Origin of the sequence: Curtobacterium sp. NPDC089991 (genome assembly GCF_044748425.1) — a bacterium.
Classification (GTDB): Bacteria; Actinomycetota; Actinomycetes; order Actinomycetales; family Microbacteriaceae; genus Curtobacterium.
Genome location: NZ_JBIVGB010000006.1, coordinates 1 through 25518 on the forward strand (window position 1 = coordinate 1; position 25518 = coordinate 25518).

The 25518-nt window shown below is 71.0% G+C and carries 29 protein-coding genes; 11 read left to right on the top strand and 18 right to left on the bottom strand.

The genetic code is table 11. The features are described 5' to 3' along the window. The first annotated feature begins 273 nt into the window (after positions 1–273). The 6 genes from ACIPV1_RS15890 (at position 274) to ACIPV1_RS15915 (ending at position 5346) form a co-directional block, all read left to right on the top strand. Positions 274–2670, top strand: coding sequence for a phosphoketolase (locus tag ACIPV1_RS15890; RefSeq protein ID WP_402726774.1), 2397 nt, complete (start codon positions 274–276; stop codon positions 2668–2670). A 93-nt stretch (positions 2671–2763) separates the two neighbouring features. Beyond that, on the top strand, positions 2764–3093 hold the full coding sequence (locus ACIPV1_RS15895) for a hypothetical protein (protein WP_402726775.1): 330 nt from the start codon (positions 2764–2766) through the stop codon (positions 3091–3093). Further along, a complete protein-coding gene (locus ACIPV1_RS15900; protein WP_123294902.1) occupies positions 3074–3289 on the top strand; it encodes a hypothetical protein in 216 nt (71 codons plus the stop codon). Before ACIPV1_RS15895 ends, ACIPV1_RS15900 begins: the two co-directional genes overlap by 20 nt. Before the next feature lie 33 nt (positions 3290–3322). Further along, positions 3323–4006, top strand: coding sequence for a fumarylacetoacetate hydrolase family protein (locus tag ACIPV1_RS15905; RefSeq protein WP_402726776.1), 684 nt, complete (start codon positions 3323–3325; stop codon positions 4004–4006). 159 nt (positions 4007–4165) lie between these two features. Beyond that, entirely contained in the window at positions 4166–5158 is a 993-nt protein-coding gene (locus ACIPV1_RS15910; protein WP_402726777.1) for a sugar phosphate isomerase/epimerase family protein, read from the top strand. 11 nt (positions 5159–5169) lie between these two features. After that, positions 5170–5346, top strand: a complete 177-nt coding sequence (locus ACIPV1_RS15915; protein ID WP_165901280.1) for a hypothetical protein — start codon at positions 5170–5172, stop codon at positions 5344–5346. Between the two features lie 3 nt (positions 5347–5349). Here the strand turns inward: ACIPV1_RS15915 and ACIPV1_RS15920 are convergent, their stop codons facing one another. The 6 genes from ACIPV1_RS15920 to ACIPV1_RS15945 all read right to left on the bottom strand — a co-directional run bounded on the left by ACIPV1_RS15920 (position 5350) and on the right by ACIPV1_RS15945 (position 10747). Next, entirely contained in the window at positions 5350–5679 is a 330-nt protein-coding gene (locus ACIPV1_RS15920; protein ID WP_123937330.1) for a hypothetical protein, read from the bottom strand. Then, positions 5676–6245, bottom strand: a complete 570-nt coding sequence (locus ACIPV1_RS15925; RefSeq protein WP_123937329.1) for a hypothetical protein — start codon at positions 6243–6245, stop codon at positions 5676–5678. The genes ACIPV1_RS15920 and ACIPV1_RS15925 overlap by 4 nt, the downstream gene beginning before the upstream one ends. Continuing rightward, on the bottom strand, positions 6242–6856 hold the full coding sequence (locus ACIPV1_RS15930) for an RNA polymerase sigma factor (protein WP_402726778.1): 615 nt from the start codon (positions 6854–6856) through the stop codon (positions 6242–6244). The genes ACIPV1_RS15925 and ACIPV1_RS15930 overlap by 4 nt, the downstream gene beginning before the upstream one ends. 153 nt (positions 6857–7009) lie before the next feature. Continuing rightward, the gene (locus tag ACIPV1_RS15935; RefSeq protein WP_159570798.1) at positions 7010–7165 is read right to left on the bottom strand and encodes a hypothetical protein; all 156 of its coding nucleotides are present in this window, start codon (positions 7163–7165) and stop codon (positions 7010–7012) included. A gap of 178 nt (positions 7166–7343) precedes the next feature. Next, complete coding sequence (locus ACIPV1_RS15940; protein ID WP_402726779.1) at positions 7344–9860, bottom strand: ATP-dependent DNA ligase; 2517 nt, start codon at positions 9858–9860, stop codon at positions 7344–7346. After that, positions 9857–10747 (bottom strand): SDR family oxidoreductase, encoded by an 891-nt coding sequence (locus tag ACIPV1_RS15945; protein ID WP_402726780.1) that lies wholly within the window; start codon positions 10745–10747, stop codon positions 9857–9859. Before ACIPV1_RS15945 ends, ACIPV1_RS15940 begins: the two co-directional genes overlap by 4 nt. Before the next feature lie 106 nt (positions 10748–10853). On the opposite strand from ACIPV1_RS15945, the gene ACIPV1_RS15950 reads away from it, so the two are divergent. The 4 genes from ACIPV1_RS15950 to ACIPV1_RS15965 all read left to right on the top strand — a co-directional run bounded on the left by ACIPV1_RS15950 (position 10854) and on the right by ACIPV1_RS15965 (position 13615). Beyond that, positions 10854–11873: a Ku protein gene (locus ACIPV1_RS15950; RefSeq protein ID WP_402726781.1), complete on the top strand. Its 1020-nt coding sequence runs from the start codon at positions 10854–10856 to the stop codon at positions 11871–11873. Between the two features lie 70 nt (positions 11874–11943). Then, a complete protein-coding gene (locus ACIPV1_RS15955) occupies positions 11944–12324 on the top strand; it encodes a hypothetical protein (RefSeq protein WP_123937326.1) in 381 nt (126 codons plus the stop codon). A gap of 236 nt (positions 12325–12560) precedes the next feature. Continuing rightward, on the top strand, positions 12561–12764 hold the full coding sequence (locus tag ACIPV1_RS15960; RefSeq protein ID WP_123937325.1) for a hypothetical protein: 204 nt from the start codon (positions 12561–12563) through the stop codon (positions 12762–12764). 239 nt (positions 12765–13003) lie between these two features. Next, entirely contained in the window at positions 13004–13615 is a 612-nt protein-coding gene (locus ACIPV1_RS15965) for an antibiotic biosynthesis monooxygenase (RefSeq protein WP_123937324.1), read from the top strand. Here the strand turns inward: ACIPV1_RS15965 and ACIPV1_RS15970 are convergent. From ACIPV1_RS15970 to ACIPV1_RS15995, 6 genes are read right to left on the bottom strand one after another with little or no spacing between them, the layout of a single operon-like run. Further along, entirely contained in the window at positions 13612–14223 is a 612-nt protein-coding gene (locus ACIPV1_RS15970) for a TetR/AcrR family transcriptional regulator (RefSeq protein WP_402726782.1), read from the bottom strand. The genes ACIPV1_RS15965 and ACIPV1_RS15970 overlap by 4 nt on opposite strands. Then, positions 14220–14930, bottom strand: a complete 711-nt coding sequence (locus ACIPV1_RS15975) for a DUF998 domain-containing protein (protein WP_402726783.1) — start codon at positions 14928–14930, stop codon at positions 14220–14222. The genes ACIPV1_RS15970 and ACIPV1_RS15975 overlap by 4 nt, the downstream gene beginning before the upstream one ends. A gap of 19 nt (positions 14931–14949) precedes the next feature. Then, the gene (locus tag ACIPV1_RS15980) at positions 14950–15894 is read right to left on the bottom strand and encodes a Ppx/GppA phosphatase family protein (RefSeq protein WP_123294888.1); all 945 of its coding nucleotides are present in this window, start codon (positions 15892–15894) and stop codon (positions 14950–14952) included. Between the two features lie 30 nt (positions 15895–15924). Further along, the gene (locus tag ACIPV1_RS15985) at positions 15925–16785 is read right to left on the bottom strand and encodes a ribokinase (protein ID WP_402726784.1); all 861 of its coding nucleotides are present in this window, start codon (positions 16783–16785) and stop codon (positions 15925–15927) included. Further along, positions 16782–18212 (bottom strand): MFS transporter, encoded by a 1431-nt coding sequence (locus ACIPV1_RS15990; RefSeq protein ID WP_402726785.1) that lies wholly within the window; start codon positions 18210–18212, stop codon positions 16782–16784. The genes ACIPV1_RS15985 and ACIPV1_RS15990 overlap by 4 nt, the downstream gene beginning before the upstream one ends. 5 nt (positions 18213–18217) lie before the next feature. Next, positions 18218–19237, bottom strand: coding sequence for a nucleoside hydrolase (locus ACIPV1_RS15995; protein WP_402726786.1), 1020 nt, complete (start codon positions 19235–19237; stop codon positions 18218–18220). Positions 19238–19409: 172 nt separating this feature from the next. Here ACIPV1_RS15995 and ACIPV1_RS16000 point away from each other — a divergent pair, with 172 nt between their 5' ends. Next, positions 19410–20408: a LacI family DNA-binding transcriptional regulator gene (locus ACIPV1_RS16000; RefSeq protein WP_402726787.1), complete on the top strand. Its 999-nt coding sequence runs from the start codon at positions 19410–19412 to the stop codon at positions 20406–20408. Between the two features lie 321 nt (positions 20409–20729). On the opposite strand, the gene ACIPV1_RS16005 is transcribed toward ACIPV1_RS16000, so the two are convergent. The 6 genes from ACIPV1_RS16005 to ACIPV1_RS16030 are packed head-to-tail and all read right to left on the bottom strand — an operon-like array spanning position 20730 to position 25484. Next, on the bottom strand, positions 20730–22424 hold the full coding sequence (locus ACIPV1_RS16005; RefSeq protein WP_402726788.1) for an MDR family MFS transporter: 1695 nt from the start codon (positions 22422–22424) through the stop codon (positions 20730–20732). After that, positions 22421–23041, bottom strand: a complete 621-nt coding sequence (locus ACIPV1_RS16010) for a TetR/AcrR family transcriptional regulator (protein WP_243648990.1) — start codon at positions 23039–23041, stop codon at positions 22421–22423. Before ACIPV1_RS16010 ends, ACIPV1_RS16005 begins: the two co-directional genes overlap by 4 nt. 50 nt (positions 23042–23091) lie before the next feature. After that, complete coding sequence (locus ACIPV1_RS16015; RefSeq protein WP_235035794.1) at positions 23092–23574, bottom strand: GNAT family N-acetyltransferase; 483 nt, start codon at positions 23572–23574, stop codon at positions 23092–23094. A gap of 40 nt (positions 23575–23614) precedes the next feature. Continuing rightward, complete coding sequence (locus ACIPV1_RS16020; RefSeq protein WP_402726789.1) at positions 23615–24304, bottom strand: HAD family hydrolase; 690 nt, start codon at positions 24302–24304, stop codon at positions 23615–23617. A gap of 55 nt (positions 24305–24359) precedes the next feature. Next, positions 24360–25001 carry an MBL fold metallo-hydrolase gene (locus ACIPV1_RS16025; protein ID WP_402726790.1) on the bottom strand — a complete coding sequence of 214 codons (642 nt, stop codon included), beginning with the start codon at positions 24999–25001 and terminating at the stop codon, positions 24360–24362. A 57-nt stretch (positions 25002–25058) separates the two neighbouring features. Then, positions 25059–25484: a MarR family winged helix-turn-helix transcriptional regulator gene (locus ACIPV1_RS16030; protein ID WP_402726791.1), complete on the bottom strand. Its 426-nt coding sequence runs from the start codon at positions 25482–25484 to the stop codon at positions 25059–25061. Positions 25485–25518: the final 34 nt, after the last annotated feature.

The window sequence follows — 25518 nt, forward strand, 5'->3', positions numbered from 1 at the left end:
GCCGAACGCGGCACCGCCGAGCACGAGGGCGCCGGTCGTGGCGAGGGTGATGGAGGTTTTCAGGCTCTTGCGCATGGTGATCGTTTCCTTTGCTGTGTGGGCACCCCGGCCGACGGCCGACGTATGCTCCTGTGCGTACGCTGAACAACGGCCATGTCTGACCGGAGAGCGCCCTGGGCTTTTGCCCTGTGCAACTCATTCGGTGCACCCCCGCGATCGGTTTGGAACGGGTTTCCTGAGGTTCACGGGGCCGGCATTTCGTAGCGTGGGGGCATGGCTCCTGCACAGCTCTCCATCACCGACCGACTCCGGGCGGTCGACGCCTGGTGGCGTGCCGCCAACTACCTGACGGTCGGGCAGATCTACCTGCTGGACAACCCGCTGTTGGGGCGGCCGATCGAGCCCGACGACATCAAGCCCCGGCTGCTCGGACACTGGGGCACCTCGCCCGCCCTCAACCTCGTGTACGCGCACTGCAACGCGCTGATCGCCGAGACCGGACGCGAGTTCCTGTACGTCTGCGGCCCGGGCCACGGCGGCCCGGCGATGAACGCGAACGCCTGGCTCGACGGCACGTGGGGCGAGCTGTACGCGGACGCCGACCTGCAGCGCTTCTTCCGGCAGTTCTCGTTCCCCGGCGGGATCCCGTCGCACGCGGCACCGGAGACACCCGGGTCCATCAACGAGGGCGGCGAACTCGGCTACTCCCTCGCCCACGCGTACGGAGCGGCCCTGGACAACCCCGACCTGGTGGTCGCGTGCGTCGTCGGCGACGGCGAGGCGGAGACCGGCCCGCTCGCGGGGTCGTGGCAGGCACACACCTTCCTCGACCCGGTGTCCGACGGTGCCGTGCTCCCGATCCTCAACCTCAACGGGTGGAAGATCGCGAACCCCACCGTCCTCGCCCGGATCCCCGGTGAGGACCTGACCGCCTACTTCCGTGGCCTCGGGTACGACCCGATCGTGGTGGACTCGAAGCGGGTCGACGACGACCCGTACGCCGTGCACGCGCTGTTCGACGGTGCTCTGCGTCGAGCGCTCGCATCGATCGACGACATCCAGGCGGCAGCTCGGGCGCAGGCCGAACGTGCGGCTGCCGGGCAACCCGCCGGCGCCGCCGACCTGCGCCCGCGCTGGCCGATGATCATCCTCCGCAGTCCGAAGGGGTGGACCGGGCCGAAGGAGGTCGACGGCCAGCAGATCGAGGGGACGTTCCGCGCCCACCAGGTGCCGCTGTCCGAGGTCCGCGAGAACTCCGCACACCGCGCCCAGCTCGAGGAGTGGATGCGGTCGTACCGACCCGAGGAGCTCTTCGACGCGGACGGGAACCCCGTCGGGATCATGACGACGATCCGTCCCACCGGCGACGACCGGATGAGCGCCACTCCCCACGCCAACGGCGGGCGCATCCGGACGGCCCTCGACCGACCAGCGCTCGACGCGTACGGGGTCCCCGCCGGCTCGACGGCCTCGGCCACCGGCACGCTCGGCCCGTGGCTCGCAGCGCTGATCACGAAGAACCCGTCGTCGTTCCGGCTCTTCGGCCCGGACGAGACGATCTCGAACAAGCTCGACGCCGTCTTCGACGTCACCTCGCGCGTGTGGCGGGCACAACGCGCGGTCGGCGACGAGCACCTCGCTGCCCGTGGACGCGTGACCGAGGTGCTGTCCGAGCACCTGCTGGAGGGCATGCTCGAGGGCTACGTCCTCTCCGGCCGGCACGGGCTCCTGAACACCTACGAGGCGTTCGCCCACATCATCGACTCGATGGTCGGGCAGTACGCCAAGTGGCTCGAGTCCTCGACCGACATCGACTGGCGGGCGCCCGTGTCGAACCTGTCGATCCTGCTGTCGTCGCACGTCTGGCGGCAGGACCACAACGGGTTCTCCCACCAGGACCCCGGGTTCCTCGACGTCGTCGCGTCCAAACAGCAGGACCTGGTCCGGATCAAGCTGCCCGCCGACGCCAACACGCTGCTCGCCGTCGCGGCACACGCCTTCGAGACCACCGACCGCATCGAGGTGATCGTCGCCGGGAAGCACCCCGAGCCCGTCTTCCTGTCCCTCGAGGACGCCGTCGCCCACGCGGACGCAGGTCTCGGGGTCTGGGACTGGGCCGGCACCGAGCAGTCCGTCGGTCGCGTCGACGTCGTCCTCGCCTGCGCCGGGGACGTCCCCACGGTCGAGGCGATCGCCGCCGCGGACATCATCCGGCAGCACGCTCCCGGGGTCGGCGTCCGGGTCGTCAACGTCGTCGACCTGCTCGCCCTCGGTGACCCGCGGAAGCACGAGCACCCGATCCCCGACGAGCGGTACGACGAGCTCTTCCTGCCCGGGACCCCGACGGTGTTCGCGTTCCACGGGTACCCGTCGCTCGTGCACCAGCTGACGTACCGTCGCAACGGGCACGACGACCTGCACGTGCATGGCTTCCTGGAGCAGGGCACGACGACGTCGCCGTTCGACATGCTCATGCGGAACGAGATGGACCGCTTCGCGCTGGCGCACGACGCCCTGACGCGGGTCGACGCGGGCGCACACGCCGAGTTGCTCGACCGGCTGTCCGCCGCACGGGACGCGGCCCGCGAGTACGCCTACTCACGGGGCGAGGACCACCCGTCCGTCGACGGGTGGGAGTTCTCGGGGTGGCCGCAGGACCCGTCTGCCTGATCCCTCCTGCACAGGCCGGGAGGCCCGGATCACCGTCCACAGGACCGGTCACGCCCGCCGCGTGGCCGGTCATGTGGCGTCAGGGTGGTCCACATGGATGTCGCGTTGACGAGTGCGGTCGTGTCGGTGGTCGGGGCTCTCGTGGCCGTCGGCGCGTTGGTCGTGTCGGTCGTCGACGGGCGGGCCGGGCGGCGAAATACCGAGTTCTTGGGGCACCGGGATCTCTGGTGGCAGCGTTGGTCGTGGGTCGCCGACCGCGCGACCTCGGACGACGTGCGGCAGCGAGAGGCCGCGGCTGTCATGTCGGTCGCCCTGACCACCCGCGACTGGACGACCGCTGACGACCGCTGGGTCCGCCAGGCACTCGATGACCTGAAGACAGCGACGAACGAAGGGATGAACGATGATCTCGAAGCTCAGTGACCGGGACTTCAAGTACTGGCTGGACGGACGTGAGCTCACCACGCCAGCGCTGCTCGCCGATCCGCACTACGGCCCCATGATGCGGGCGAAGGGCGCCGAGGAGGAGCTCCGCCAGGCACGGATCGAGTGGCGCGAACGGCAGGAGCGCGCCCGCGCGCGGAAGCTCAAGTACGAGGCGTCCTTCGGTGAGAGCTGAACCGACGCCCTGCGAGCCTGCCACGCTGAGACCGTGACCGACCTCGTCATCCCGGCCCCGACCCTCCCGACCGTCCCCACGACCACGGGCGCACGCTTCCCCGTCCGACGCGTCTTCTGCGTCGGTCGGAACTACGCGGCGCACGCACGCGAGATGGGTCACGACCCAGATCGCGAGCCGCCGTTCTTCTTCACCAAGCCGGCGGACGCCGTCGTCGTCGACGACGCGGACACCCGGTACCCGCCGCAGACGGCGCAGCTCGAGCACGAGGTCGAACTGGTCGTCGCGATCGGCACCGGCGGCGCGGACATCGGCGTCGACGACGCGCTCAGCCACGTCTGGGGCTACGCGGTGGGCATCGACCTCACCCGACGCGATCTCCAGGCCGAGGCCAAGCGCCTCGGTCGCCCCTGGGACACGGCGAAGGGGTTCGACGCCTCGGCACCGATCGGCGCGATCGTTCCGGCGCAGGGCATCGAACCGACGGCTGGTGTGATCGAGCTCGTCATCGACGGCGAACGACGGCAGGTCGGTGACCTGGCCGAGCAGATCTGGTCCGTGGCGGAGACGATCGCGGCGCTGTCGCGGTCGGTGACGCTCGCCCCAGGGGATCTGCTCATGACGGGGACGCCCGAGGGGGTCGGGGTCCTGCAACGCGGACAACTCGTCGTCGGCACGATCGCCGGCATCGGCACGGTCCGCACCCGCATCGTCTGACCGGCGTTTCCGCAGTGTGACGCGCCGCTGGGAGGGCTCGCAGACACGCCGGGTATCCCTGGTTCGACGCCAGGTGGGGATCGCGGCGTCGCACACACGGGGCAGGACCATCGCGACGGGCGTCTGCAGCTGCTCCGGGATGACGGAGGTACGGCCGTGATGGAACACGATCTGCTGGCGACGTCGTGGACGTGGGCGGGCGACGAGCCCATCAGCGAACGGGTCCACGCGGTCGGTGCCGCTGGGTTCGCCGGGCTCTCGTTGTCACTCGACGACCTGCACGAGGTGCGTGCGACGACGGGCTTCGCCGAACTCCGTCGCATGCTCGACGGGGCGGGGATCGTCTGGGTCCAGTTGGGGCCGCTCGACCGCTGGTGGACGTGCACGAGCCGGACCGACGACGACGCCGCCGACCGCGGGGTGGTCCTCGAGGCCGCCGCGGCGCTCCGTGCCTGGCAGGTGATCGCTCGTGCCGACACGACGTTGCCCGGCGCTTCACCGCTCACGATGGCCGACGACTGGACCGTCCTGGCCGACCAGGCCGCGGCCGTCGGCGCGCAGCTCGTCCTCGAACCCGAGCCGTGGTCGAACCTGCCGACGATCGAACGGGCCTCGCGGTTCGTCGCAGCGGCGGGTCACCCGAACGGCGGGCTGCTGCTCGACGCGATGCACACCCTGCGGGGCGGGTCCACGTTGGCGTCGATCCGCCAGGCGGTCGCGCCCGCGACGCTCGCGGCGGTCGAACTGAGCGACGGGCTCCTGCACACCCCGGCCGGCATGACCCTGTCCGAAGAAGCCCGCGAGGCACGGTACCTGCCCGGAGCGGGCGCGTGGGACCTGCCGGGGCTCGTGCGCACCGTCCGGGAGCTCGGCTTCGACGAGCCGTGGGGTGTCGAGGTCCGGACCCCCGGCCACCGGGCGATGCCGATCGGCGACGCCCTGCGGACGGCCGCGGCGGCGACGCGCGCCGTGCTCGATGCGGCGGACGCGTACGGCGCACCGGCCGCGCCGGCGATGCCCTCGTCACCGGCTCCGACCTCAGCGGTCGACTTCGAACCGCCCCACCCGAGGACCGATCCGCGGGGCAGGACGCACTGGGGATCGCACCGCCCGGCCGGACGCCGGGACGCCGACACAGGCACGCCCGCGTAGCCTCCTGGAGCATGAGCGACCAGACTGCACACGACGACGACCTCCTCCGCCGCTCGCAGGAGTCCATCGACGAGGCCAAGGCCGCTGCGGCCGAGGTGTCCGAGCCCGGCGAGGACGAGCTCGTCGACGAGGACCTCCCCGTCGCGGACGACGCCGAGCCGTCGGACGGACCGGCACCGGCCGCCTGACGCTCAGTCGATCTCGACGACGCGGACCGTGACGTCGGAGGGCGATGCCCCGAGGGAGTGGCGCGCTGCGGTCACGACGGCGTCACGCACGGCCCGGATGACCGTGATCGTCGGCACGGCCCGGTCGGTCGTGACGACCACGCGGATCCGCGCCCCGTCCGGGCGGTCCTGCACGAGCACGGCCCCACCGTCCCGCGGGATCTCGAGCACGGAGCGGACGTCGCGGACGAGCGTGGCGAGCCCGGGTCCGGGCGGCAGGACCGACCGGACGCCCGGCACCGCGAGGACGACGGAGGTGAGTTCGCGGGAGAGCACCCGGACGTCCGCGGTCACGGTGTGCCCCCGACCACGACGTCGGCGACGCGGACGACGACACTGCGGATCCGGAACGGTGCGTGCGCGCCGAGCACCGACGTGATGTGCGCCCGGAGCGCCTCGGCACGGTCCGACACCGATGCCTCGAGCGTGGCCACGATGGTGACGTCGACGTCCACGGCGCCGCCGGGGACCCCGACGTCCCCGCTGAACCGGGTCCGCCGGACGACGACACCGGGCACGTCGTCACCGAGGGTGCGGACGAGTCCGCGCAGAGCCCCCTCGGTCACGACCAGGTGCGCGGCCGGATCGTCGTCGGGGACGGGGATGTCCCGTCCGGCGTGGGCGGTCGTCCGGATGGACGCGAGCACCGAGCTGATCCAGCGCTCGTCGCCGTCCGCCGATGCCTCGGTGTCGAGCAGGTCCCGTGATGCCACCCGCAGGGCCTGCAGCCGCTCGAGTGCGGCGACGGCTTCGGGGTCACCCTCGATGTCCGCCCGGACAGGAGTCCGGTCGGCGTCGAGGTAGTCGGAGAGTTCGTCCAGCGTGAAGGCACCGTGACGGTCGTCGACGTCGTCGGTCATCGCCACCCCTCCATCTGTTCGAGCACTCGTCGCCGCGCACGTGCGAGCAGCCCGCGGACGGTCGGCGCGGGCAACCCGGTCGCCTCGGCGATCTCGGCGTAGGGCGCCCCACCCACCTCGCGCATCACCCAGACGGCGCGCTGTGCATCCGGGAGTGCCTGCACGATACGCGCGAGTTCCCGCACTTGCATCCGGGTGGCGACCACCTCGTCGACGGGTCGTTCGTCCGGGGCGTCGACCATCGCTTCGAGGTCGGCGTGCGGGTGCCGCCCGCGGAGCCGGTCGAGGGCCTTGTTGGCCGCGATCCGGAAGAGCCAGTTGCGCACCCGCTCCGGGTCCTCGACCCGGTCGATGCGCTGCCAGGCCTGCAGTGCGGCTTCCTGGACGGCGTCGTCGGCCTCGCCGTCGCCGTACCCGAGGATCCGAGCCGCGTAGGCCCGCATGTGCGGTCCGTACCGACGGATCAGCACCCCGAACGCGGCCGTGTCGCCGTCGGCGCTGCGCTCGACGAGCGAGGCGTCGGACAACGCCGCGAGGGCTTCGTCGCTGGACAGGAGCAGCTCCTCTTCGCGGATCTCGGATTCTCGTGTGACGAATCGGGTGTTCGTCACGTCCTTAGTACGTGCCTACCAGGTACGCCTCCGCGCGCCTGGTGCGAGCGCGCCGTGGCCGGCCATCCCTGAAGGGTCGGTCACGGTGCTTCGACGGCGGCCCGTGCGCTCCCTGATCCGGTGCACGGGCCGTCCTCTCCCCCGCCCCGGCGGCTACTCGTCGGTCTCGTCGGCGAGGAAGTCCGCGTAGGTCGCTTCGGTGTCGGTCACCACGGCCCCCGGATCGACCGGGATCCGTGCGGCACGATCCCCGTTGATCGCGACGCGTTCCTCGGCCGTGTACGGCGGCAGGTACTTGCTCGAGCTCATCCCCAGGCCCTTTCGTCCCGGCGAACGTAACAGTCGGCGGCGGACCGGCGGCCGGACGGGTGGAAACGTCCCCCGCCCGGGCGCCGGACGGGGGACGGAATTTCGCCACGGGCGGACCCCATGCGCACGCATCAGCGCGTTCGCGAGCTGGCACAGGGCGGCCGGTCCGGCGAGCAGGTCAGTGCTCGCGCACCACGTCCTCGGGGTCCTTGTCCGGCCGCCAGCCCCGCCAGGACGGCTGCCGGAGGCGTCCGTCACCGGTCCACTCGGCGAACTCGACCTCGCCCACCCGCTTCGGCGTCACCCAGTGCGCGTCCCGTGCGTCGATCCGGGGCACGTCGACGAACGGCGAGGTCTTCCGGTCGAGCGGTCGCAGCGCTGCGGCGATCTCGTCGAGGTCGCGGTCACGGAACCCGGTACCGACCTTGCCGACGTACTCGAGACCGTCCGGACCGGGCACGCCGAGCAGCAACGAGCCGATCCCACCCGCTCGACGACCGCTGCCCGGCTTCCACCCACCGACCACGACTTCCTGCGTGGCGTGGTGCTTCAGCTTCAGCCAGGCCTCGGACCGCCTGCCCTCGGCGTACTTCGAGCTGCGCTTCTTCGCGACGACCCCCTCGAGGCCCTGATCCTGCGACGACGCCATCACGCCGTCGAGGTCACCCTGCGAGGCTGGCGGCACGTCGATCGCCCCGCCGGGCTCGACGACCGTCTCGAGCGCTTGCCGCCGGGCGTCGTACGCCAGGCGGGTGAGTTCGTGCCCGTCGGCCTCGAGCACGTCGAAGAGCAGGAACCGCACGGGGGTCGCCTGCTGCGCCGCCCGCACCTCACGCGCCTTCGTCAGGCCCATCCGGTTCTGCAGGAGCTGGAAGCTCGGGCGCCCCCGGTCGTCGAACGCGACGATCTCGCCGTCGAAGACGCCGTCGACCCCGGCACGGTCGCCGAGTTCCTGCAGTTCCGGGTACTGCTCCGTCAGGTCGTTGTCGTTCCGGCTCCGCAGCGTGACCGAGCCGTCCCGGACGGTGGCGAGCGCACGGACGCCGTCCCACTTCATCTCGAACGCCCAGTCGGCCGGGTCCAGCCGGGGTGCGTCCTTCGCCAGGGTGGCCTGCATGGTCCGTCGGTCCACCGGAGGGGTGTCCGCAGGGCTGGCTCCGCTGATGCGCCGCTGTCCGTCTCGGTGCGCGGCAGAGGGACGGGAGGCCCGCCCCGCGTCCGTCGCGCCGCCGGCGTCCGCCAGCTTGTCGGGTTGCTCCTTCGTGCGGTGGATGAGCCAGTTCTTCTCGTCGCCCGCTCCGCCCCGGCCGCGGGTGTGCAGGAGCGCCAGTCGGCGAGCGCCGCCGGTCCGACCGTGCAGGGTGACGATGACCTCTTCGCCCTCGCGCCACTTCTCGAGCTCGTAGGTGCCGTCGTCCCAGAGCGTGACCGTGCCGCCGCCGTACTCGTCCTTCGGGATCGTGCCCTCGAACGCGCCGTACTCGAGCGGGTGGTCCTCGGTCTGCACGGCCAGGTGGTTCTTGCCCGGGTCGTTCGGTTCGCCCTTGGGCAATGCCCAGCTCACGAGCACGCCGTCGTGCTCGAGCCGGAAGTCGTAGTGGTCGCGGGTGGCGTGGTGCTCCTGGATCACGAACGTCGGGGTGCCGTCCTTCCGGACCGTGGGGGCTCCTTCGGGCACCGGTTCCGGCGTCTTCGAGGCGTCGCGCTTCGCGCGGTAGGCAGTGAGCCGGTCGCGAGCCGGCTGCTCGGCCTCGTTCGCACGCTCGGTCCGGTCGCTGTCCCAGTGACCGTGGTCGTCGCGCCCGACGGCCAGCGAGGCGGAGGCGACCGGGTGCAGGTGGTCCCCGTGCGCCTGCAGGCGTTCGAGGACCTCGTCCAACGTGAGCTGCGCGAGCCCGCGTTCCTCGAGCTCCTTCCAGGTGCGGGGTGCTGCGACCGTCGGCCGCTCGCGGCCGCGCAGCGAGTACGGCGCGATCGTCGTCTTGTTGCCGTTGTTCTGCGACCAGTCGACGAACACCTTGCCCGTCCGCTCGGCCCGGCTCATCGACGACAGCACCAGGTCGGGCAGGTCGTGCTCGAGCGCCTTCGCGAGTTCGTGCGCGACGTCGGAGACGTTCGCCGTGGTCGACCGGCCGTCGAGGGCGGCGTAGAGGTGGATCCCCTTCGAACCGGAGGTCACCGGGTACGGGTCGAGCCCCATGCCGTGCAGGATCTCGCGTGCCGCGACCGCCACCTCGACGCACTCGGGCAGGCCGACGCCCTCGCCGGGGTCCAGGTCGAGCACGAGCCGGTCCGGGTTCTGCTGCCCACCGCGCGGGCCGAACCGCCACTGCGGCACGTGCAGTTCCAGCGCGGCCTGCTGCGCCATCCACACGAGGGTCGGCAGGTCGTCGACGATCGGGTACTCGTTGTCGTGCTCGGAGTGGTGGATGGTGTGGTGGCGGACCCAGTCGGGCGCGGAGTCCGGCAGGTTCTTCTCGAAGAAGACCTTGCCGTCGACGCCGTTCGCCCACCGCTTCCGGGTCACTGGACGGTCCTTGACGTGCGGGATCATCCACGGCGCCACACGCTCGTAGTACTCGATCACCCGCCCCTTGGTCGTGCCGGTCTCGGGGTAGAGCACCTTGTCCGTGTTCGTCAGCGCCAGTCGCCGATCGCCGACCAGGACGACGGTCTTGCGGGCCGCCGGACTCACAGCGCCACCCCGGTCGCTCCCGCCACCGTCAGGGTCGTGCCCGAGGTGTACGACGACTCCGGCCCCGCCAGGTACACGTAGGCGCTGCCGAGCTCGACGGGCTGCGCCGGCCGGCCGAAGGGGGTGTCCTGGCCGTACCGTGCGATCTCGTCGCCCGGGTAGCTGATCGGCTGCAACGGCGTCCACACCGGCCCGGGTACCACGGTGTTCGCCCGGATGCCCTTCGCCGCGAGCTGCCGCGCGAGGCCGTTGGTGTAGGTGGTGATCGCGGCCTTCGTCGCCGCGTAGTCGATCATGCGGTCCTGCGGTTGGTACGCGGACACCGAACTCGTCGTCACGATCGCGCTGCCCGGCGCCATGTGCGGCACGGCTGCCCGGACCAGCCAGAACAGCGAGTACAGGTTGACCTTCATCGTGCGGTCGAAGTCCTCGGTCGACTGCTCGGTGACGTCCTCGTGCACCAGCTGGTGTCCGGCGACCAGGACGAGGGCGTCCAGCCCGCCGAGGTCGCGCACCGCCGTCCGGACGAGTTCGTCGCAGAAGCCCTCGTCCGTCAGGTCACCGGGCAGCATCACGACGTTGCGACCGAGGTCGGCGATGACGTCACGGACCTCGGTCAGGTCGTCGATCTCCTCGGGCAGGGAGTTCAGTGCGACGTCTGCCCCTTCCTTCGCCATCGCGATCGCCGCGGCTCGGCCGATGCCGGAGTCGGCACCCGTGACGAGCACGCGGTACCCCCGCATGCGTCCCGTGCCGAGGTAGGAGACCTCGCCGTGGTCGGGCGGCGGGTCCATCGCACTGGCCAGCCCGGACCCCTGCTGCGTCTGCGCGGGGAACGGCGGTCTGGGGAACTGCGAGCGCGGGTCCTGCTTGTCGAGCTGGCTCATGCGCCCATCGTGCTCGCGTCGACCGGTCGACGGTCCAGCGAACCCGGATCTGTGGAGAACCCGTCGGCTGCGGGCACTCCCGTGCGGACACGGGCATCATGTGCGCATGAGGTCGATCTGGAAGGGTTCCATCGCGTTCGGGCTCGTCAACGTGCCCATCAAGGTGTACGCGGCCACCGAGACCCACGACGTGTCCCTGCACCAGGTCCACGACGAGGACAAGGGCCGCATCCGCTACAAGCGCGTCTGCGAGTTCGGCCACGAGGTCGAGTACGCCGACATCCAGCGTGCCTACGACGACGGCGACAAGACCGTGGTGCTGACCGCGGACGACTTCAAGCAGCTCCCCGAGGAGCAGTCGCACGAGGTCGAGGTGCTCGAGTTCGTCCCCGTCGATCAGGTCGACCCGATGATGTTCGAGAAGACGTACTACCTCGAGCCGGACTCGCGCTCGCCGAAGGCCTACGTGCTGCTGCGCGAGACCCTGGCGAAGACCGACCGGCTCGCGATCGTGCAGTTCACGCTGCGCCAGAAGACCCGGCTCGGCGTGCTGCGCGTCCACGACGACGTCATCCTGCTGCAGGGGCTGCTGTGGGGCGACGAGGTCCGAGCCGCCGACTTCACGGCGCTGGACTCGTCGGTGAAGGTCAGCACGAACGAGCTGAAGATGTCCTCGTCGCTCGTCGAGAGCATGTCGACGGACTTCGATCCCGACCGCTACACCGATTCCTACCAAGAGGAACTGCAGCAGCTCATCGACGCCAAGCTCGACGCCGGTGACGACATCGACACCGAGAAGACGTTCGGCGCGAAGGAGGACGAGGACGACGAGGGCGAGGGCGGTGACGTCCTCGACCTGATGGCCGCCCTGCGTGCGTCCGTGGACAAGAAGCGGACAGGAGGCTCGGGGTCGCGTTCGTCGTCCAGCTCGCGTTCGTCGTCGGGTTCCGACTCGAGCACGTCCGGCTCGACGAAGAAGGCGCCGGCGAAGAAGGCGTCTGCCGAGAAGACTGCGCCCGCGAAGGCCACCGAGAAGGCCCCCACGAAGAAGACCCCGGCAAAGAAGGCACCTGCGAAGAAGCCCGTGGCCAAGAAGGCCCCCGCCGAGAAGAAGCAGGCGAGCTAGGCGTCTTCACTGCTGCGCGGTGTGATGTGATCCGGGGTGTGATCTGGGGTGTGAGTGGTAAGTTGCAAGCATGCGCACCACTGAGCTCCAGGCATTCGAACGCTCGATCCGCGCTGACCTCCCGGAGATCGTGGGGGACCTCCGCTCGGTTCTCGGCTCCAAGCTGGTCGCGTACATCGCGGGGGTGAACGAGACCCGAGCGGTGCAGCAATGGTCCGAAGCCGGGGGCCGACGGCCATCAAGCGTCGTCGAGCAGCGGCTGAAGCTCACGTTCCGCGTGGCCGAGTTCATCGCCGGGGTCGACGGAGAACGCGTTGCCCAAGCCTGGTTCCAGGGACTCAATCCGCGACTCGACGACGCTTCCCCGGCGCGGACCCTGCGCGAGGGCGACCTGGACGAAGTCGGCCCGAGGGTCTTGGACGCGGCCCGAGCGTTCGTGGCGAACGGCTGATGAAGCTCGAGGGCGACCTCGTCGCCTGCCGCCCCGACGGACCGGTGTGGCGCGTCGGTCGGAAGCCGACGCCGTGGGGTTGGTCCGATTGGAAGTGGGCAGACGGTGGAGTGTTCCCTGGCCGATGGGATTCGCCGAACGGAACCTACCGGACGAGTTACGCGGGTTCCTCGCCGTTCGCGTCCCTCGTCGAGGTACTCGCACAGTTCCGCCCGGACCCTCAGGTCATCGACGCAATGGCGGAGATCATCGAAGACGAAGTCGATGCGCTCTACCCGACGGGCCAAGCCGGTGTCGTACCGTCGACGTGGTTCCGAGAGCGGCTCCTCGCCCGCGCGGCGCTTTCCGGAGTGTTCTGCGACGTCGGCGCAGCTGCGACCGTGGCACAGCTCCGTCCGGAGTTCCTCGAGTCCGCGCAGCGGCTGGGGCTCGCGGAGTGAACCCGGTGTTCGACGGAGTGCGGTTCCTTTCCCGGCACGGGTCCGACCTCGAGCTCTGGACGGTGTTCGAGCGATCGGACGACGGGGACCGGAGCCGGTTGCTCCACGAGGTCACAGCGGAACCGCTCCGAACGCACGATCCTGCAGTGATCGCGGCGATGCAGCTCCACGGCCTGTCAGCAGAGGACTGACCTCCTCGACGACACGAGCCGGTAACACGCGTCCGCGACACTGGACCCATGACTCCACAAGAGCCTGGGAGCCTGCAGTCGTCACCCGAGACCGCCGGCCCGCCCGTCACTGTGTCCATCACCCGCCTGGTCGAACCCGACCGCATCCCCGAGGTCACCCACTGGGTGCAGTCCGGCGTGAACCTCGCCAACCGGTACCCGGGGTTCCTCGGCTCCGGGTGGGTGCGGTCCCGGGCGCAGTCCCGCGAGTGGCACATGCTCTACCGCTTCGCCGACCACGATTCACTGGCCACGTGGGAGAACTCCGACGACAGGCTCCGCTGGCTCGACCTCGGGCGCGACCTGGTCGTGGAGTCCCGCGTCGAGAAACGCACCGGCATCGAGGGCTGGTTCGACGTCCCGCAGGACGCCCCTGCATCGAGCGCTCCCCCGCGGTGGAAGCAGGCGGTGAGCATCTGGCTCGGCTTCTTCCCGGTGAACCTGGCGTTCACGATCGTCGTCGGGCTGCTCGTGCCGTCGTTCGCGGGACTCGCAGCGCTGCCGCGGGTGCTCATCACGACGCTCGTGCTCACACCGATCATGACGTTCTGGGTGCTGCCCTTCGTGACCAAGCTGATCCGTCCGTGGCTGCTGGCTCCACCGAGGTCCGAGCGGCCCTAGCCGACGACCCCGAGCGGCACGAACCCGTCGTGGCCGAGGGCGTCCCACCCGACCTGCAGCATGTGCGGCCGGGCCTCGGCGGCGGAGGCCTCGGTCTCGTACGTCAGCGCGAGCATCACGATCGCACCGAACGCCCCGGAGACCCGCGCCCGCCGGTCCAGCGGGGTGGCCGTGGCGTCGGCCATGTCGATGCCGAACACGTCGAGGAGCGTCGCGGCGACCGGTTCGAGCCGGACGCCGACGTCGTCCCCGCGCCGCAGGGTGAACGCCGCGAGGGCGAGTTCCGCCCACCCCGGCCGGGCGAGTGCGAGGTCGGCGATCCCCGCGAGCGCCGCGGCGTCGCGGGACTCCCCCGCGGGGACGTCGGAGGCAGCTGCCCGGATCGCCTCGGTCTGCACGGCGCACTGCGCGAGCGCGGCCTCGACGAGCAGCTCCTTGCTCGTGAACCGGGCGAGGATGCCCGCCTTCGAGTAGCCGGCCTGGTCGGCGACGGCCTGCACGGCGGTGTCCTTGATGCCGCGGCGGGCGATGAGTCCGGCGGTGATGTCCAGGACGTCCCCGTTGATCTCCTCGGCAGAGGGCCGAGCACGGCGCGCGGGGCGGATCATGCGCGGACCACCGTGGCTCGTGCCGCCCGCTGGCGCCGCGTCCCCGCGACCAGCAGGGTGATCCCGGTCATGAGCTCCCACGCGACGATCGTGTACACGGATGCACGCTCCCACACGCCGTCGGGGAGCACGTCGATCACCGTCGACGACGAGTCCACGACGAGCATCACGAGGGAGACGAGGCCGACGATCCCGAGCACGACGCTCGCGATCCGGTAGGCCGCCGGCGCCCGCAGCGCCCGGGACCCGATGCCGGCGGTGATCGCCACGAGGTTGCCGGTCGTGATCGCTGCCGCCGCGCCGAGCACGTGGAACACGATGGTGCCGCCGTCGGTGCTCGTCTGGCTGCCGTGGAACGAGCCGACCAGGACCATCCCGACCAGGTGGACCACGGCGAGGACCGCGGTCGCCACCCGCGCACGGCGGGACGCGGCACGGAACACCGCGACGGCGAGCACCGCTGCGATCCCGAACAGGACGCCCTGCCCGATGAACGTCGTGTTCATGAGCGCGTGCAGCGGTGAGTCGATCCCCCGCCCCTGGAACGCGCCGACGTCGGGGACCCCGAGGTCGGAGATGTAGTTCGTCGCGTAGCTGTAGCCGGGGAACGCCGACGCCGAGACGGCTTCGCCGACGAGCCATCCGACTCCCGCGACCGTCCAGAGTGCGCCGGGGACGAGCGCACGGGGTGTGTCCGTTTTGGTCATGTACTGACCATAATGGTCACTACTGGGAGTTGCCCAGCACCGACAGCTGGTCGAGCCGCTCGAGGATCACGCCCTCGCGGAGCGCCCACGGGCAGATCTCCAGCGCCGGCAGGTCGAAGATGTCGAGGCAGGCCTCGGCCACGAGCGCTCCCGGCACCACCTGGTGCGCACGGCTCGCCGACACCCCGGGCAGCGTCGCGAGTTCGTCGACCGACATCGTCAGCAGCGCCGGCAGCTTCGACCGGAGCACGTCACCGTCGAGCACCCGCGGCACGAGCGGACCGGCACCCGATGGCGCCGCCCCGCAGATCCGCGCGATCGACCGGAAGGTCTTCGAGGTCGCCACGGCACGGTCCGGCCGACCGGCGCGGAGCAACTTGCCGGCGTCGCGGGCGATCTCCACGCGGATCTCGTGCCGGATGCGGCGGACGTCGTCCTCCGTCGGGGTGCCCGCGGCGAAGTACGAGCGGGCGAGCCGTGCAGCACCGATCGGCATCGACCACGCGACGTCCGGCGCCTCGTCGGCGCCCCCGGCGATCTCGAGTGACCCACCGCCGATGTCGAACACCGCGAGACGTCCGGCCGACCACCCGAACCACCGCCGGACCGCCAGGAACGTCAGTCGCGCCTCGTCCCCACCGGACAGGACGGCCAGTTCGACCCCGGTCGAGGCCTCGACGTGGGCGAGCACCTCGTCGGAGTTCACCGCGTCGCGCACGGCCGAGGTCGCGAAGGCGAGCATGTCCTCGCAGCCGCGTTCCTCGGCAACGCGCACGGCATCCGCGACGAACCGCGTCAGCGCGTCGACGCCCTCGGGCGTCACCGCCCCGGCGTCGTCGAGGTGCTCGGCCAACCGCAGTGGCTGCTTGAACGAGGACGCCGGCAGCGGCGCGGCGCCGCCGTGGGCGTCCACCACGAGCAGGTGGCCGGTGTTGGACCCGATGTCGAGGACTCCCACGCGCATGCCACAACGCTAGCTGCCTGGAGGCCCGCCCTACGCCCGCAGGAACGCCTCGAGTTCCGCCGTGGTCGGGTACGAGGCCTGCGCGCCCGCCTTCGTCGCGGCGTACGCCCCGACCCCCACCGCGAACCGTGCGGCGTCGACGAGGGAGTCCCCCGCCGCCAGCCGCAGGGCCACCGAACCCATGAAGGCGTCGCCGCAGCCCGTCGTGTCCACCGGCTCGACCCGGACGGCGTCGATCGACACCGGGTCCGCCTCACCGTCGTGCACGACGCAGCCCGAGCCGCCGCGGGTGACGATCGAGCGGGCGACACCGTGCTCGCCGAGCGACTCGGCCTCGTGCTCGTTGACGAGCAGGACGTCGGTCAGCTCGAGCATCTCGGCAGGGACGTCGCCGAAGGGCGACAGGTTCGTCAGCACCGTGACCCCGGCGGCGTGCGCTGCCCGGGCTGCGGCGAGGACGACGTCGATCGAGACCTCGAGGCAGAGGCCGAGCACGCCGGCGTCGTCGAAGGCGTCGGCGGGCACGTCGTCCGGCGTCAGCGTGCCGTTGGCGCCGGCGGAGATCACGATGGTGTTCTCCCCGGCGCCGTCGACCGTGATGACGGCGGTGCCGGTGGCCACGCCCTCCCGGACGGCGACGTGCGTCGTGTCCGCACCCGCAGCCGCGACGGAGTCGCGGAGCAGCGCACCGTTCCCGTCGTCACCGACCGCACCGATCATGCGGACCGTGCCCCCGAGCCTCCCGGCAGCCACCGCCTGGTTGGCGGACTTGCCACCCGGCAGGATCGCCAGGTCGGACCCGTGCAGGGTCTCACCGGGCTTCGGGAACCGCTCGGTCCGGACCACCAGGTCCGCATTGAGCGATCCGACGATCACGATGGTCTGGGTCAACGGACGGTCTCCTTCGGCGGCGCGACGGACGTGGTCTCGGCGTTCTCCGGGCGGGGGATGAGGAACGAGATCGCGAGCGCGGCGGTCGTGATCACGGCACCGAGCAGCATGCCACCCGAGTACCCGGCGGTGCCCGCGGACCCGCCGACCCCGAGCGCGATCTGCAGCGCCGGCAGGACGGCGAAGCTGACCCCGGCACCGAGGTTGAACGCACCGGCGTTCAGACCGGGCAGGAAGCCGGGGTTCGACTCCGGCGAGAGCACGATGCCCAGGCCGTTCAGGATGATGTTCGCGATGCCGGCGTACGTGATGCCGATCAGGACGGTCGCGGTGACCAGGACCGGCAGCGAGTGCACGCCCACCAGTGCCATCAGGACCGTCGAGACGATGCTGCCGATCAGGCCGAAGCGGAGCACGGCGCGGTAGCCGATGGTCGGCGCGAGGCGTCCGGCGAACGGACCGACGATCCAGCCGACCAGCGCGTACGGGGTGAGGAACACCAGCGAGGCGAGGTCGGGTTCCATGCCGAAGCCGGCGTCGCCGTTCTGCGCGAGCGACGTGACGAGACCGTTGACGACCGCGAAGACGCCCGTCATGGTCAGGAACGTCGTCGCGAGGAGCGCCCACGTGGCACGGCGCTTGAGGAACCGGGTCTCGACGAGCGGCTCCTTCACGCGTGACTCGACCGCCCAGAACACCGCGAAGGCGGCGAGCGCGACGACGACACCGCCGATCACCAGTGCCGGGTTGGCGGCACCGAGCTTGCCGGCCTCGTTGAACGCGGTGAGCAGCGCCCCGACCGAGACGACGAGGGACACGACGCCGATCCAGTCCATCCGGGTACCGGCGGACGGCTTCGACTCCACACCCCACACGGCGACGAGCGCCAGCGCGATGACGGTGACGACGGCGATGACCCAGAAGATCCCGCGGAACCCGAAGTTCGTGGCGATCCAGCCACCGGCCAGGGCATCGACCCCGGCGATGCCGCCGTTCACGGCGGTGAGCAGACCGAGCGCGGCGCCGTAGCGCTTCGGGTCGGCGATCTCGTTGCGCAGGACGAGCAGGCAGATCGGGACGACCGGACCGGTCACACCCTGGATGATCCGGCCGGCGAACAGCATCGGCACGTTCACGGCGAGTGCGGCGACGATGCTGCCGACGAGCATCACGGCGAGCATGCCGATCAGGACGCGCTTACGGCCGACGATGTCGGACAGGCGCGGCAGGAACAGCGAGAACAGCGCCGCGAGCGTGAAGTACAGGGTCTGCGAGAGACCGATCGTGGCGTCGTCGGTCTTGAGCTCGCGCGCCATCGTGACCAGCGCGGGGCTGAGCATGCTCGCGTTGAGCTGGAACGCGATGCACGCTGCGAGGAGCGCCGCGGTGAGGGCGCCGATCGACTTCTTCGTCGATGTGGTGGTCATGGTGCTCAGATCTCCGAGGTCGTGGTGGTGGTCGTGGCGGCGCGCGGGGTCCAGCCGGTGTCAGGGGTCTCGCCGATGCGCTCGAGGGCGTCGACGACCAGGTCCCAGAACCGTTCGTGGTCGAGCTCCATGGCCGCGCTCGTCCGGCAGTCCTCCGGCGCGGGCGCACGGAAGTCGGCGACGGTCATGCCCAGCGTCAGGGTGCCCTGGGTCTCGATGTGGATCGGGACCTTCACGGCGCGGACGATGGTCGGGTCGATGACGTACGCGACGGCGCAGGGGTCGTGCACCGGCGGGGAGTCGAAGCCCTGCGCGTCCTTGTAGGTCTGGCCGAAGAAGTCGAGCAGCTCGCCGACGAACGCGGCGGGGGCGGTGCCGACGGCGGCGATGCGTGCGGCGACCTCCGGAGTGGCGAGGGCCTGGTGCGTCAGGTCGAGTCCGACCATGACGACGTCCCAGCCGGCGTCGAAGACGATCGACGCGGCCTCGGGGTCGATGACGATGTTGAACTCGGCGACGGGGCTCCAGTTGCCGACGTGCACGCCACCGCCCATGAGCACGACCTGCTTGACGCGCTCGACGATGCGGGGTTCCTTGCGGGCCGCGAGGGCGATGTTCGTCAGGCCGCCGGTCGGCACCAGCGTGACGGTGCCGGGCTCGTGCGCCATGACCGTCTCGATGATCAGGTCGACGGCGTGCCGCTGGTCGAGCTCGAACGAGGGCTCGGGCAGCATCGGCCCGTCGAGGCCGCTCTCGCCGTGGATGTCCGGCGCGACCTCGATCTGGCGCAGGAGCGGGCGGTCGGCACCCGCGGCGAACGGCACCCCGGTGATGCCGGCGATGCGCGCGACGGCGAGGGCGTTGCGGGTGACCTTCGGCAGCGTCTGGTTGCCGACGACGGTGGTGACGGCCAGGAGCTCGATGTCCGGGTTGCCGTGGGCCAGCAGGATGGCGACGGCGTCGTCGTGGCCGGGGTCGCAGTCGAGGATGATCTTCGCGGGCTGGGTCGCAGCGGTCTGGGTCACACTGGGCACGCTGGGCGCTCCACTTCTTCGGGGAATCGAGGGGTCTGTGCTCGACGCGGTGGGGGTCCGCGGTCCGACAGAGCGTCGTCGCGCAGCGCGTCAAGCGTTTGACATCGAAACACGTCAAGCGTTTGACGTCAAGTCGTCGAGGCACCCTCGGTAGCATCGACCCGTGCCTTCATCCGTCGCTCCGGGCCGCCGTGTGACCGCTGCCATGGTGGCCGAGCGCGCCGGAACGAGCATCGCCACGGTCTCCCTGGTCGTCAACGGCAAGGACCGCGGCCGGGTGTCCGTCCCCATCGCCACGCGGGTGCGCGACGCCGTCGACGAGCTCGGCTACGTCGTCGACCACGCCGCGAGCTCCCTGGCGCGCGGCAGCGGCGACCTGGTCGTCCTCATCGCCCCCGACCTGTCGAACCCCTTCTTCGCCGAGGTCATCCGCGGCGTGCGCGACACCATCGGCGACCGGTTCCAGCTCGTGCTGTCGGTCACCGAGCGCGGCGCGCAGCCCCTGGCAGCCGACGTCCGGCGCTTCGAACGCCTCCGGCCGGCGGGCATCCTCGTCGACGCCCCGGCCGCGGGCGAGTCGATGTCGGCGAGCGTGCCCGTGGTGCTCCTCGACGCCCCCGGTGGTTCCGAAGCGGTCAACTACGACCTCTCCCCCGGCGTCCACGACCTCGTCGCGCACCTGCACGAACAGGGGCACCGCCGCGTCGGGTACCTCGACGGGACCTCCCGCGCGACGACGTTCGGGGTCCGGCGCGACCTCTTCGAGCAGGAGTGCGCCGCCGCTGGCATCACCGTGTCCGAGGTCACCGCGCGCGCCGACCTCACCGTGGACGCCGCAGCCTCGGCCACCGAGCACGTCATCGAGGCCTGGCAGGACGACGACGTCACCGCGGTCGTCGCCGCGGCGGACACCCTGGCCTACGGCGTCCTGCGCGTCGCCGGGTCACTGGGCATCGCGGTTCCCGGGGAGCTCGCGGTCGCCGGCTTCGACGACCTGCCGTCGTCGTCGGTGACGGCCCCCGCGCTGACGAGCGTCGCCCTGCCCGGCGCCGACCTCGGGCGCGCGGCCGCAGAACGGCTGCTCGCGACGCTCGACGGCACCGCGGCCGAGCCGGCAGCGCTCCCCACCCGCCTGGTCCGGCGCGCGAGCACCGGCGCGTAGCGCCGCTCCTTCCCGCGGAAGCGACATTCCTCGCTGAGGCAGCCCCCTCACCCCCGCGAAAGCGACAGTGTGCCGCCGATGGTCGGCGGCACACTGTCGCTTTCGCGAGCAGGGTCGCGTCGAATGCGGGCAGCGGCAGTGGACCCGACCGGACGACGGACGGGAGGCGCGGCACCAGCTGGCACCGCGCCTCCCGTCAGCACGCGGTCGCGACCACCCCGCGAAAGCGTCAGACCGCGCCGACGCGCCACCGTCCATCCCGCGAAAGCGACAGATCTCCACGGATGTTCCACGGAGATCTGTCGCTTTGCCGGGACCGGACTACTGCTGCGCGCGGTCCGGCGTCTCACCACCGGACGACCCGGGTTCCGCCGAAACGGACTCCGCCCGGCCCTTGCGCTGCGCACGCTCGAGCTCGTCGGCCTCGTCGCCACCGACGGCCTCACCACGGGCGACCATGCCGGCCGTGTCGGAGAGCGTGATCTGCGGCAGGAACAGGGCGAGCAGGAACGCCACCGCGATGAAGGGCAGCAGGTACCAGAACACGGGCGCCAGCGAGTCGGCGTACGCGTTCACGATGCCGTCCTGCACTGCCTCGGGCAGCTTCGCCACGGTCGCGGGGTCGATGCTGCCCGCCGACGACGCCGCATCGGTCGCCGAGCCGCCGGCACCGGTGAACACGTCGGTGAGCGACGTCGTGAGCCGGGCCGTGAACAGCGCACCGAACACGGCGGTCCCGAGGGAGGCGCCGACCTCGCGGAAGTAGTTGTTCGTCGAGGTCGCGGTGCCCACCTGCTCGGCCGGCACGGCGTTCTGCGCGACCAGGACGACCACCTGCATGATCAGTCCGAGCCCGGCGCCGAAGACGAACAGGTACGCGCAGATCAGCCAGATCGGGGTGGCCGCGGCGAGCTGGGTCATCGCGAGCATCGCGATGGCGACCAGGACCGTGCCGATGATCGGGAACATCCGGTAGCGGCCGGTCTTGGTGATCAGGTTGCCGGACGCGATCGAGGTGCCGATCAGGCCGACCATCATCGGCAGCATCAGCAGACCCGACACCGCGGCCGAGGTGCCTGATGCCATCTGCAGGAACGTCGGGACGAAGCCGATCGCCGCGAACATGCCGATGCCGAGCACCAGGCCGATGCCGGTCGCGAGCAGGAAGGTGCGGTTCTTGAAGAACGACAGCGGCAGGACCGGGTCCTGCGCACGCGACTCGACGAGCACGAGGAGCGCGGCGGAGACGACGAGCCCGGCGAACCAGGCCCAGGTCTCGGGGGCGTCCCAGCCGTGGTCCTTGCTGCCGCCGAACTCCGAGAAGAACACCAGGCACGTGGTCGCGGCGGACATGAAGAGCACGCCGAGCACGTCGATGCGCTTCGTCGCCTTCTTGTTCGGCAGGGTCAGCGCGAACCACGCCACGAAGAACGCCGCGATGCCGACCGGGATGTTGATGTAGAACGCCCAGTTCCAGGTGAGGTGGTCGACGAAGAAGCCACCGAGGAGCGGGCCGCCGATCGCGGACAGGCCGAAGATCGCCCCGAGCGGGCCGAGGTACTTGCCGCGCTGCGAGGCGGGCACGATGTCGGCGATGATCGCCTGCGACAGGATCATCAGACCGCCGCCGCCGAGCCCCTGCATGGCTCGGAACACCACGAGCTGCGTGAAGTCGCCGGCGAAGGCGCACCCGGCCGAGGCGATGGTGAACAGGGCGATCGCGATGAGGAACAGGTTGCGGCGGCCGAGGACGTCACCGAACTTGCCGTAGACGGGCATCACGATGGTCGAGGCGAGCAGGTACCCGGTCGTCAGCCACGCCTGGTGCGCGACGCCGCCGAGCTCGCCGACGATGGTGGGCATCGCCGTCGAGACGATGGTCTGGTCGAGGCTGGAGAGCAGCATCCCCGCGATGAGCGCGGAGAAGATGATCCAGATCCGGCGCTGTGTCAGCAGCAGCGGTCCGTCGGTGCCGGGGCGGGCACGCTTGGTGGTGCCCGGCGCGGTTGCGCTCATGGTGTGGAGTCCTGTCCGGTGGTGATGGCCGCCCTCATCAGGCGGAGGTTCTGGGTGAGCAGCTCGTCGAACGGCGGGCCGGTGGCCTCGTCGAAGGCGTCGTCGAAGTAGGTCTCGGCGGTGACCTTCGCCAGCGCCGCGGCCGCTTCGGTGACCAGGCGCGCACGGCGGTCGGACGGATCCGACCAGCCGAACCGCTGTCGCAGCGCCGCGGTGATGCGGGCGAGCTGCACGTCGGTCGCCGACAGGAACCGCGCGACGAGTGCCGGCTCCCGCTCGAAGACCCGGCGCACCAGGACCTCGTCCGACCGGTCGATGCCGTAGCGGTGGACCTGGTCGATCGCCAGGGCGACGATCGAGTCGAGTGGACCGAGGCCTGCAGGCACGGCCCCGCCGGCGGCGTAGGCCTCGATCACCTCGACGTCGGCGTGCAGCTCGATGCCGAGCACGGCGTCGTCCTTCGACGCGAAGTGGTTGAAGAACGTGCGCCGTGACACCCCGACGGTCTCGCAGAGCTGCTCGATCGTGAAACCGCTCAACCCGTGCTCGACGGTCGCCCGACGCGCTTCGACGATCATGCGTCGGCGCAGTGCGCGGGTGCGTTCGGTGGTGCTCACCGAGCAAGAATTGCACTATCTCCCTGAGAGTGCAATACGGGCGGGAAGCCTCAGAGCGCCTTCTCGAAGCAGAACGACCACGGCATCGTCGCCGCGTACGGCGCGTAGACCGGGATCGGGCTCCACCCGGTCTTCTCGTACAGGGCGACCGCGTCGGGCTGCTTGTCACCGGTCTGCAGGATGAGCCGGGGTGCGCCGAGCTCGCGGCCGATGCGCTCGCACTCGTCGAGCAGTGCGGTGGCGGCGCCCTTGCCGCGAGCCGACGTCAGCACGATCAGTCGCTTCAGCTCGACCTCGTCGCCGAGACGGCGGATCGCGATGTGCCCGACGGCGTCACCGGACTCGTCGAGCGCCAGGACCGAGGCGACGACGGTCGACGGATCAACGGACAGCGCGCGGCTCCGCTCAGCCGTGATCGCCGGGTCCTCGTCGCCGTTCGACGAACCGTAGCGTTCGTGCATCTCGTCGTCCATGCGGGCGCGGAGCGCCACGGATCGGGGGTCGCCCCAGGACACGCGTTCGATCGTGATCACGGTCGACGATCCTGTCACGGATGCCGGCAGCGGTGCACGCTCACGCGCGCCCACCCAGCGCGGCGATCGCGCCGTCCCCGGACCGCAGCGCGGCGAGCACGGCAGCGGCGTCGTCGTGGACCTCGGCGGCGCCGGCGCCGCGGAGTTCGTCGCCGCCGATGCCGCCGGTCATCACCGCGACGCAGGTCACGCCGACGCGTCCGGCCGATTCGACGTCCCACATCGCGTCGCCGACCATCACGGCAGCATCGGTACGCACACCGGCCCGGTCGAGCGCCACCTGGATGATCCCGGGGTCCGGCTTCGCCTGTTCGACGTCCTCGGAACTCGTCACCGCGGTGAGCCACTCCTCGGCGTCGAGCAGTTCGCGCAGCCGCGTCAGTTCGTGCTCCGGCGCACTCGTCGCCAGGACGACGGCGTGCCCGGCCTCGGCGACCGCACGGAGCAGCTCACGGGCGCCCGGCAGCAGCCGCAGCTGGGGCATGTGCTCGGCGAAGTAGGCGGTGTTGAACTGCTTGACGGTGTCGCGCGTCTCGTCGGAGGCGTCCGGCAGCAGCGTCTCGAGCAGCTTCGCGGAGTCCATGCCGATCGCGCGGTGGATCCGCCAGGCGTCCACGGACTCGCCCGCTGCGCGGGCAGCTCGCCACCAGGCGTCGATGTGGGCGTAGTTCGAGTCGACGAGCGTGCCGTCGATGTCGAAGAGGACTGCGGTCGAGGGAGCGTCGGACATCCCTCCATGCTGCCCGGGAGGCGCGGCTCGCCTCCCAGGAGCACGGTCGCGTCCGTCAGACGGCGATCGATCCCCCCGCGGACAGGATCAGGACCGGCACCGGTCCGAGACCGTCGGACCCGAGGAACCGCGCGGTGGACTGCTGGCCGAGATCGCTCAGCATCGCCTCGTGGATCTGCACGGCACGCTCCGGCGCCACCGATCGGACGTAGTCGACCGCGGCGGCGGTACTCGTCCACGGACCGCTGGTCGGCAGGAGCAGCGTCTGCACGGGGACACCCGGCTCGAGGTACGCGTCACCCGGGTGGAAGACGGTGCCGTTCACCAGGTACCCGACGTTCGCGATCGTCGGGATGTCACGGTGGATGACGGCGTGGTGCTCGCCGAAGACCTGCACGGAGAACGGCCCGACCTCGAACGCGTCACCGGCACGGACCGCAGCGACGCGGCCGTCGTGGTCACCCAGCTGCTCGACGATCGCCGCCGGCCCGCGGACCACGAGCGACGGGTTCGCGTCGAGCCCGGCACGGACGGCGTCGACGTCGAAGTGGTCGGCGTGCTCGTGGGTGATGAGGACCGCGGCGGCAGCGCCGGCAAGATCAGCAGCCTCGGGCGTGAAGGTACCCGGGTCGATGACGAGGGTGGTGCCGTCCTGCTCGAGGACGACGGTGGCGTGGTTGTACTTCGTCAGCTCCATGCCGACAACACTACAACTGTGTTGTACTTCTGGTGGCCGATCCGGGTGAGGGAGCACTCAGTCGGCGCGCCGGGCCAACCGTTCGAAGATGCCGGGCAGGCGTTCGAGGGCCGCGCGTTCCTCGTCGTCGAGCTCCTCGCGGATCGCCGTCGCCAACCAGTCGGCCCGCGCGAGCATGTCCCGGCGGAGGACCTCGCTGCCGGTGTCGGAGATGCGGATGACCGACACGCGACGGTCGGCGTCCGACGCCGTCCGCTCGACGTACCCGAGGTCGGCGAGCTCCCCCACCGTGCGCGACTGCCCCTGGTGCTTCACCGCCCGGCGACGTGCCAGCTCGGCGATCGGCATCGGCCCCTCGCGCTCGAGGAACCCGAGGGTCGTCGCGTGGGCGGTGGGCAGCGAGTCCGCCTCGCGCTTCGCAGCGCGCACGACGCGACCGATCGCGTGCCGGAGCTCCACGGCGAGTTCGTCGGTCCGGTCCATGCCCGGAACGCTACCGCGTGGTCGCACAGCGGAC

What these genes read in the sequence shown, in the direction of transcription:
- ACIPV1_RS15890 (WP_402726774.1), top strand. Translation starts at nt 274, where the DNA reads ATGGCTCCTGCACAGCTCTCCATCACCGACCGACTCCGGGCGGTCGAC.
- ACIPV1_RS15895 (WP_402726775.1), top strand. Translation starts at nt 2,764, where the DNA reads ATGGATGTCGCGTTGACGAGTGCGGTCGTGTCGGTGGTCGGGGCTCTC.
- ACIPV1_RS15900 (WP_123294902.1), top strand. Translation starts at nt 3,074, where the DNA reads ATGATCTCGAAGCTCAGTGACCGGGACTTCAAGTACTGGCTGGACGGA.
- ACIPV1_RS15910 (WP_402726777.1), top strand. Translation starts at nt 4,166, where the DNA reads ATGGAACACGATCTGCTGGCGACGTCGTGGACGTGGGCGGGCGACGAG.
- ACIPV1_RS15915 (WP_165901280.1), top strand. Translation starts at nt 5,170, where the DNA reads ATGAGCGACCAGACTGCACACGACGACGACCTCCTCCGCCGCTCGCAG.
- ACIPV1_RS15925 (WP_123937329.1), bottom strand. Translation starts at nt 6,245, where the DNA reads ATGACCGACGACGTCGACGACCGTCACGGTGCCTTCACGCTGGACGAA.
- ACIPV1_RS15935 (WP_159570798.1), bottom strand. Translation starts at nt 7,165, where the DNA reads ATGAGCTCGAGCAAGTACCTGCCGCCGTACACGGCCGAGGAACGCGTC.
- ACIPV1_RS15945 (WP_402726780.1), bottom strand. Translation starts at nt 10,747, where the DNA reads ATGAGCCAGCTCGACAAGCAGGACCCGCGCTCGCAGTTCCCCAGACCG.
- ACIPV1_RS15950 (WP_402726781.1), top strand. Translation starts at nt 10,854, where the DNA reads ATGAGGTCGATCTGGAAGGGTTCCATCGCGTTCGGGCTCGTCAACGTG.
- ACIPV1_RS15955 (WP_123937326.1), top strand. Translation starts at nt 11,944, where the DNA reads ATGCGCACCACTGAGCTCCAGGCATTCGAACGCTCGATCCGCGCTGAC.
- ACIPV1_RS15960 (WP_123937325.1), top strand. Translation starts at nt 12,561, where the DNA reads ATGGCGGAGATCATCGAAGACGAAGTCGATGCGCTCTACCCGACGGGC.
- ACIPV1_RS15965 (WP_123937324.1), top strand. Translation starts at nt 13,004, where the DNA reads ATGACTCCACAAGAGCCTGGGAGCCTGCAGTCGTCACCCGAGACCGCC.
- ACIPV1_RS15970 (WP_402726782.1), bottom strand. Translation starts at nt 14,223, where the DNA reads ATGATCCGCCCCGCGCGCCGTGCTCGGCCCTCTGCCGAGGAGATCAAC.
- ACIPV1_RS15975 (WP_402726783.1), bottom strand. Translation starts at nt 14,930, where the DNA reads ATGACCAAAACGGACACACCCCGTGCGCTCGTCCCCGGCGCACTCTGG.
- ACIPV1_RS15980 (WP_123294888.1), bottom strand. Translation starts at nt 15,894, where the DNA reads ATGCGCGTGGGAGTCCTCGACATCGGGTCCAACACCGGCCACCTGCTC.
- ACIPV1_RS15990 (WP_402726785.1), bottom strand. Translation starts at nt 18,212, where the DNA reads ATGACCACCACATCGACGAAGAAGTCGATCGGCGCCCTCACCGCGGCG.
- ACIPV1_RS16005 (WP_402726788.1), bottom strand. Translation starts at nt 22,424, where the DNA reads ATGAGCGCAACCGCGCCGGGCACCACCAAGCGTGCCCGCCCCGGCACC.
- ACIPV1_RS16020 (WP_402726789.1), bottom strand. Translation starts at nt 24,304, where the DNA reads ATGTCCGACGCTCCCTCGACCGCAGTCCTCTTCGACATCGACGGCACG.
- ACIPV1_RS16025 (WP_402726790.1), bottom strand. Translation starts at nt 25,001, where the DNA reads ATGGAGCTGACGAAGTACAACCACGCCACCGTCGTCCTCGAGCAGGAC.
- ACIPV1_RS16030 (WP_402726791.1), bottom strand. Translation starts at nt 25,484, where the DNA reads ATGGACCGGACCGACGAACTCGCCGTGGAGCTCCGGCACGCGATCGGT.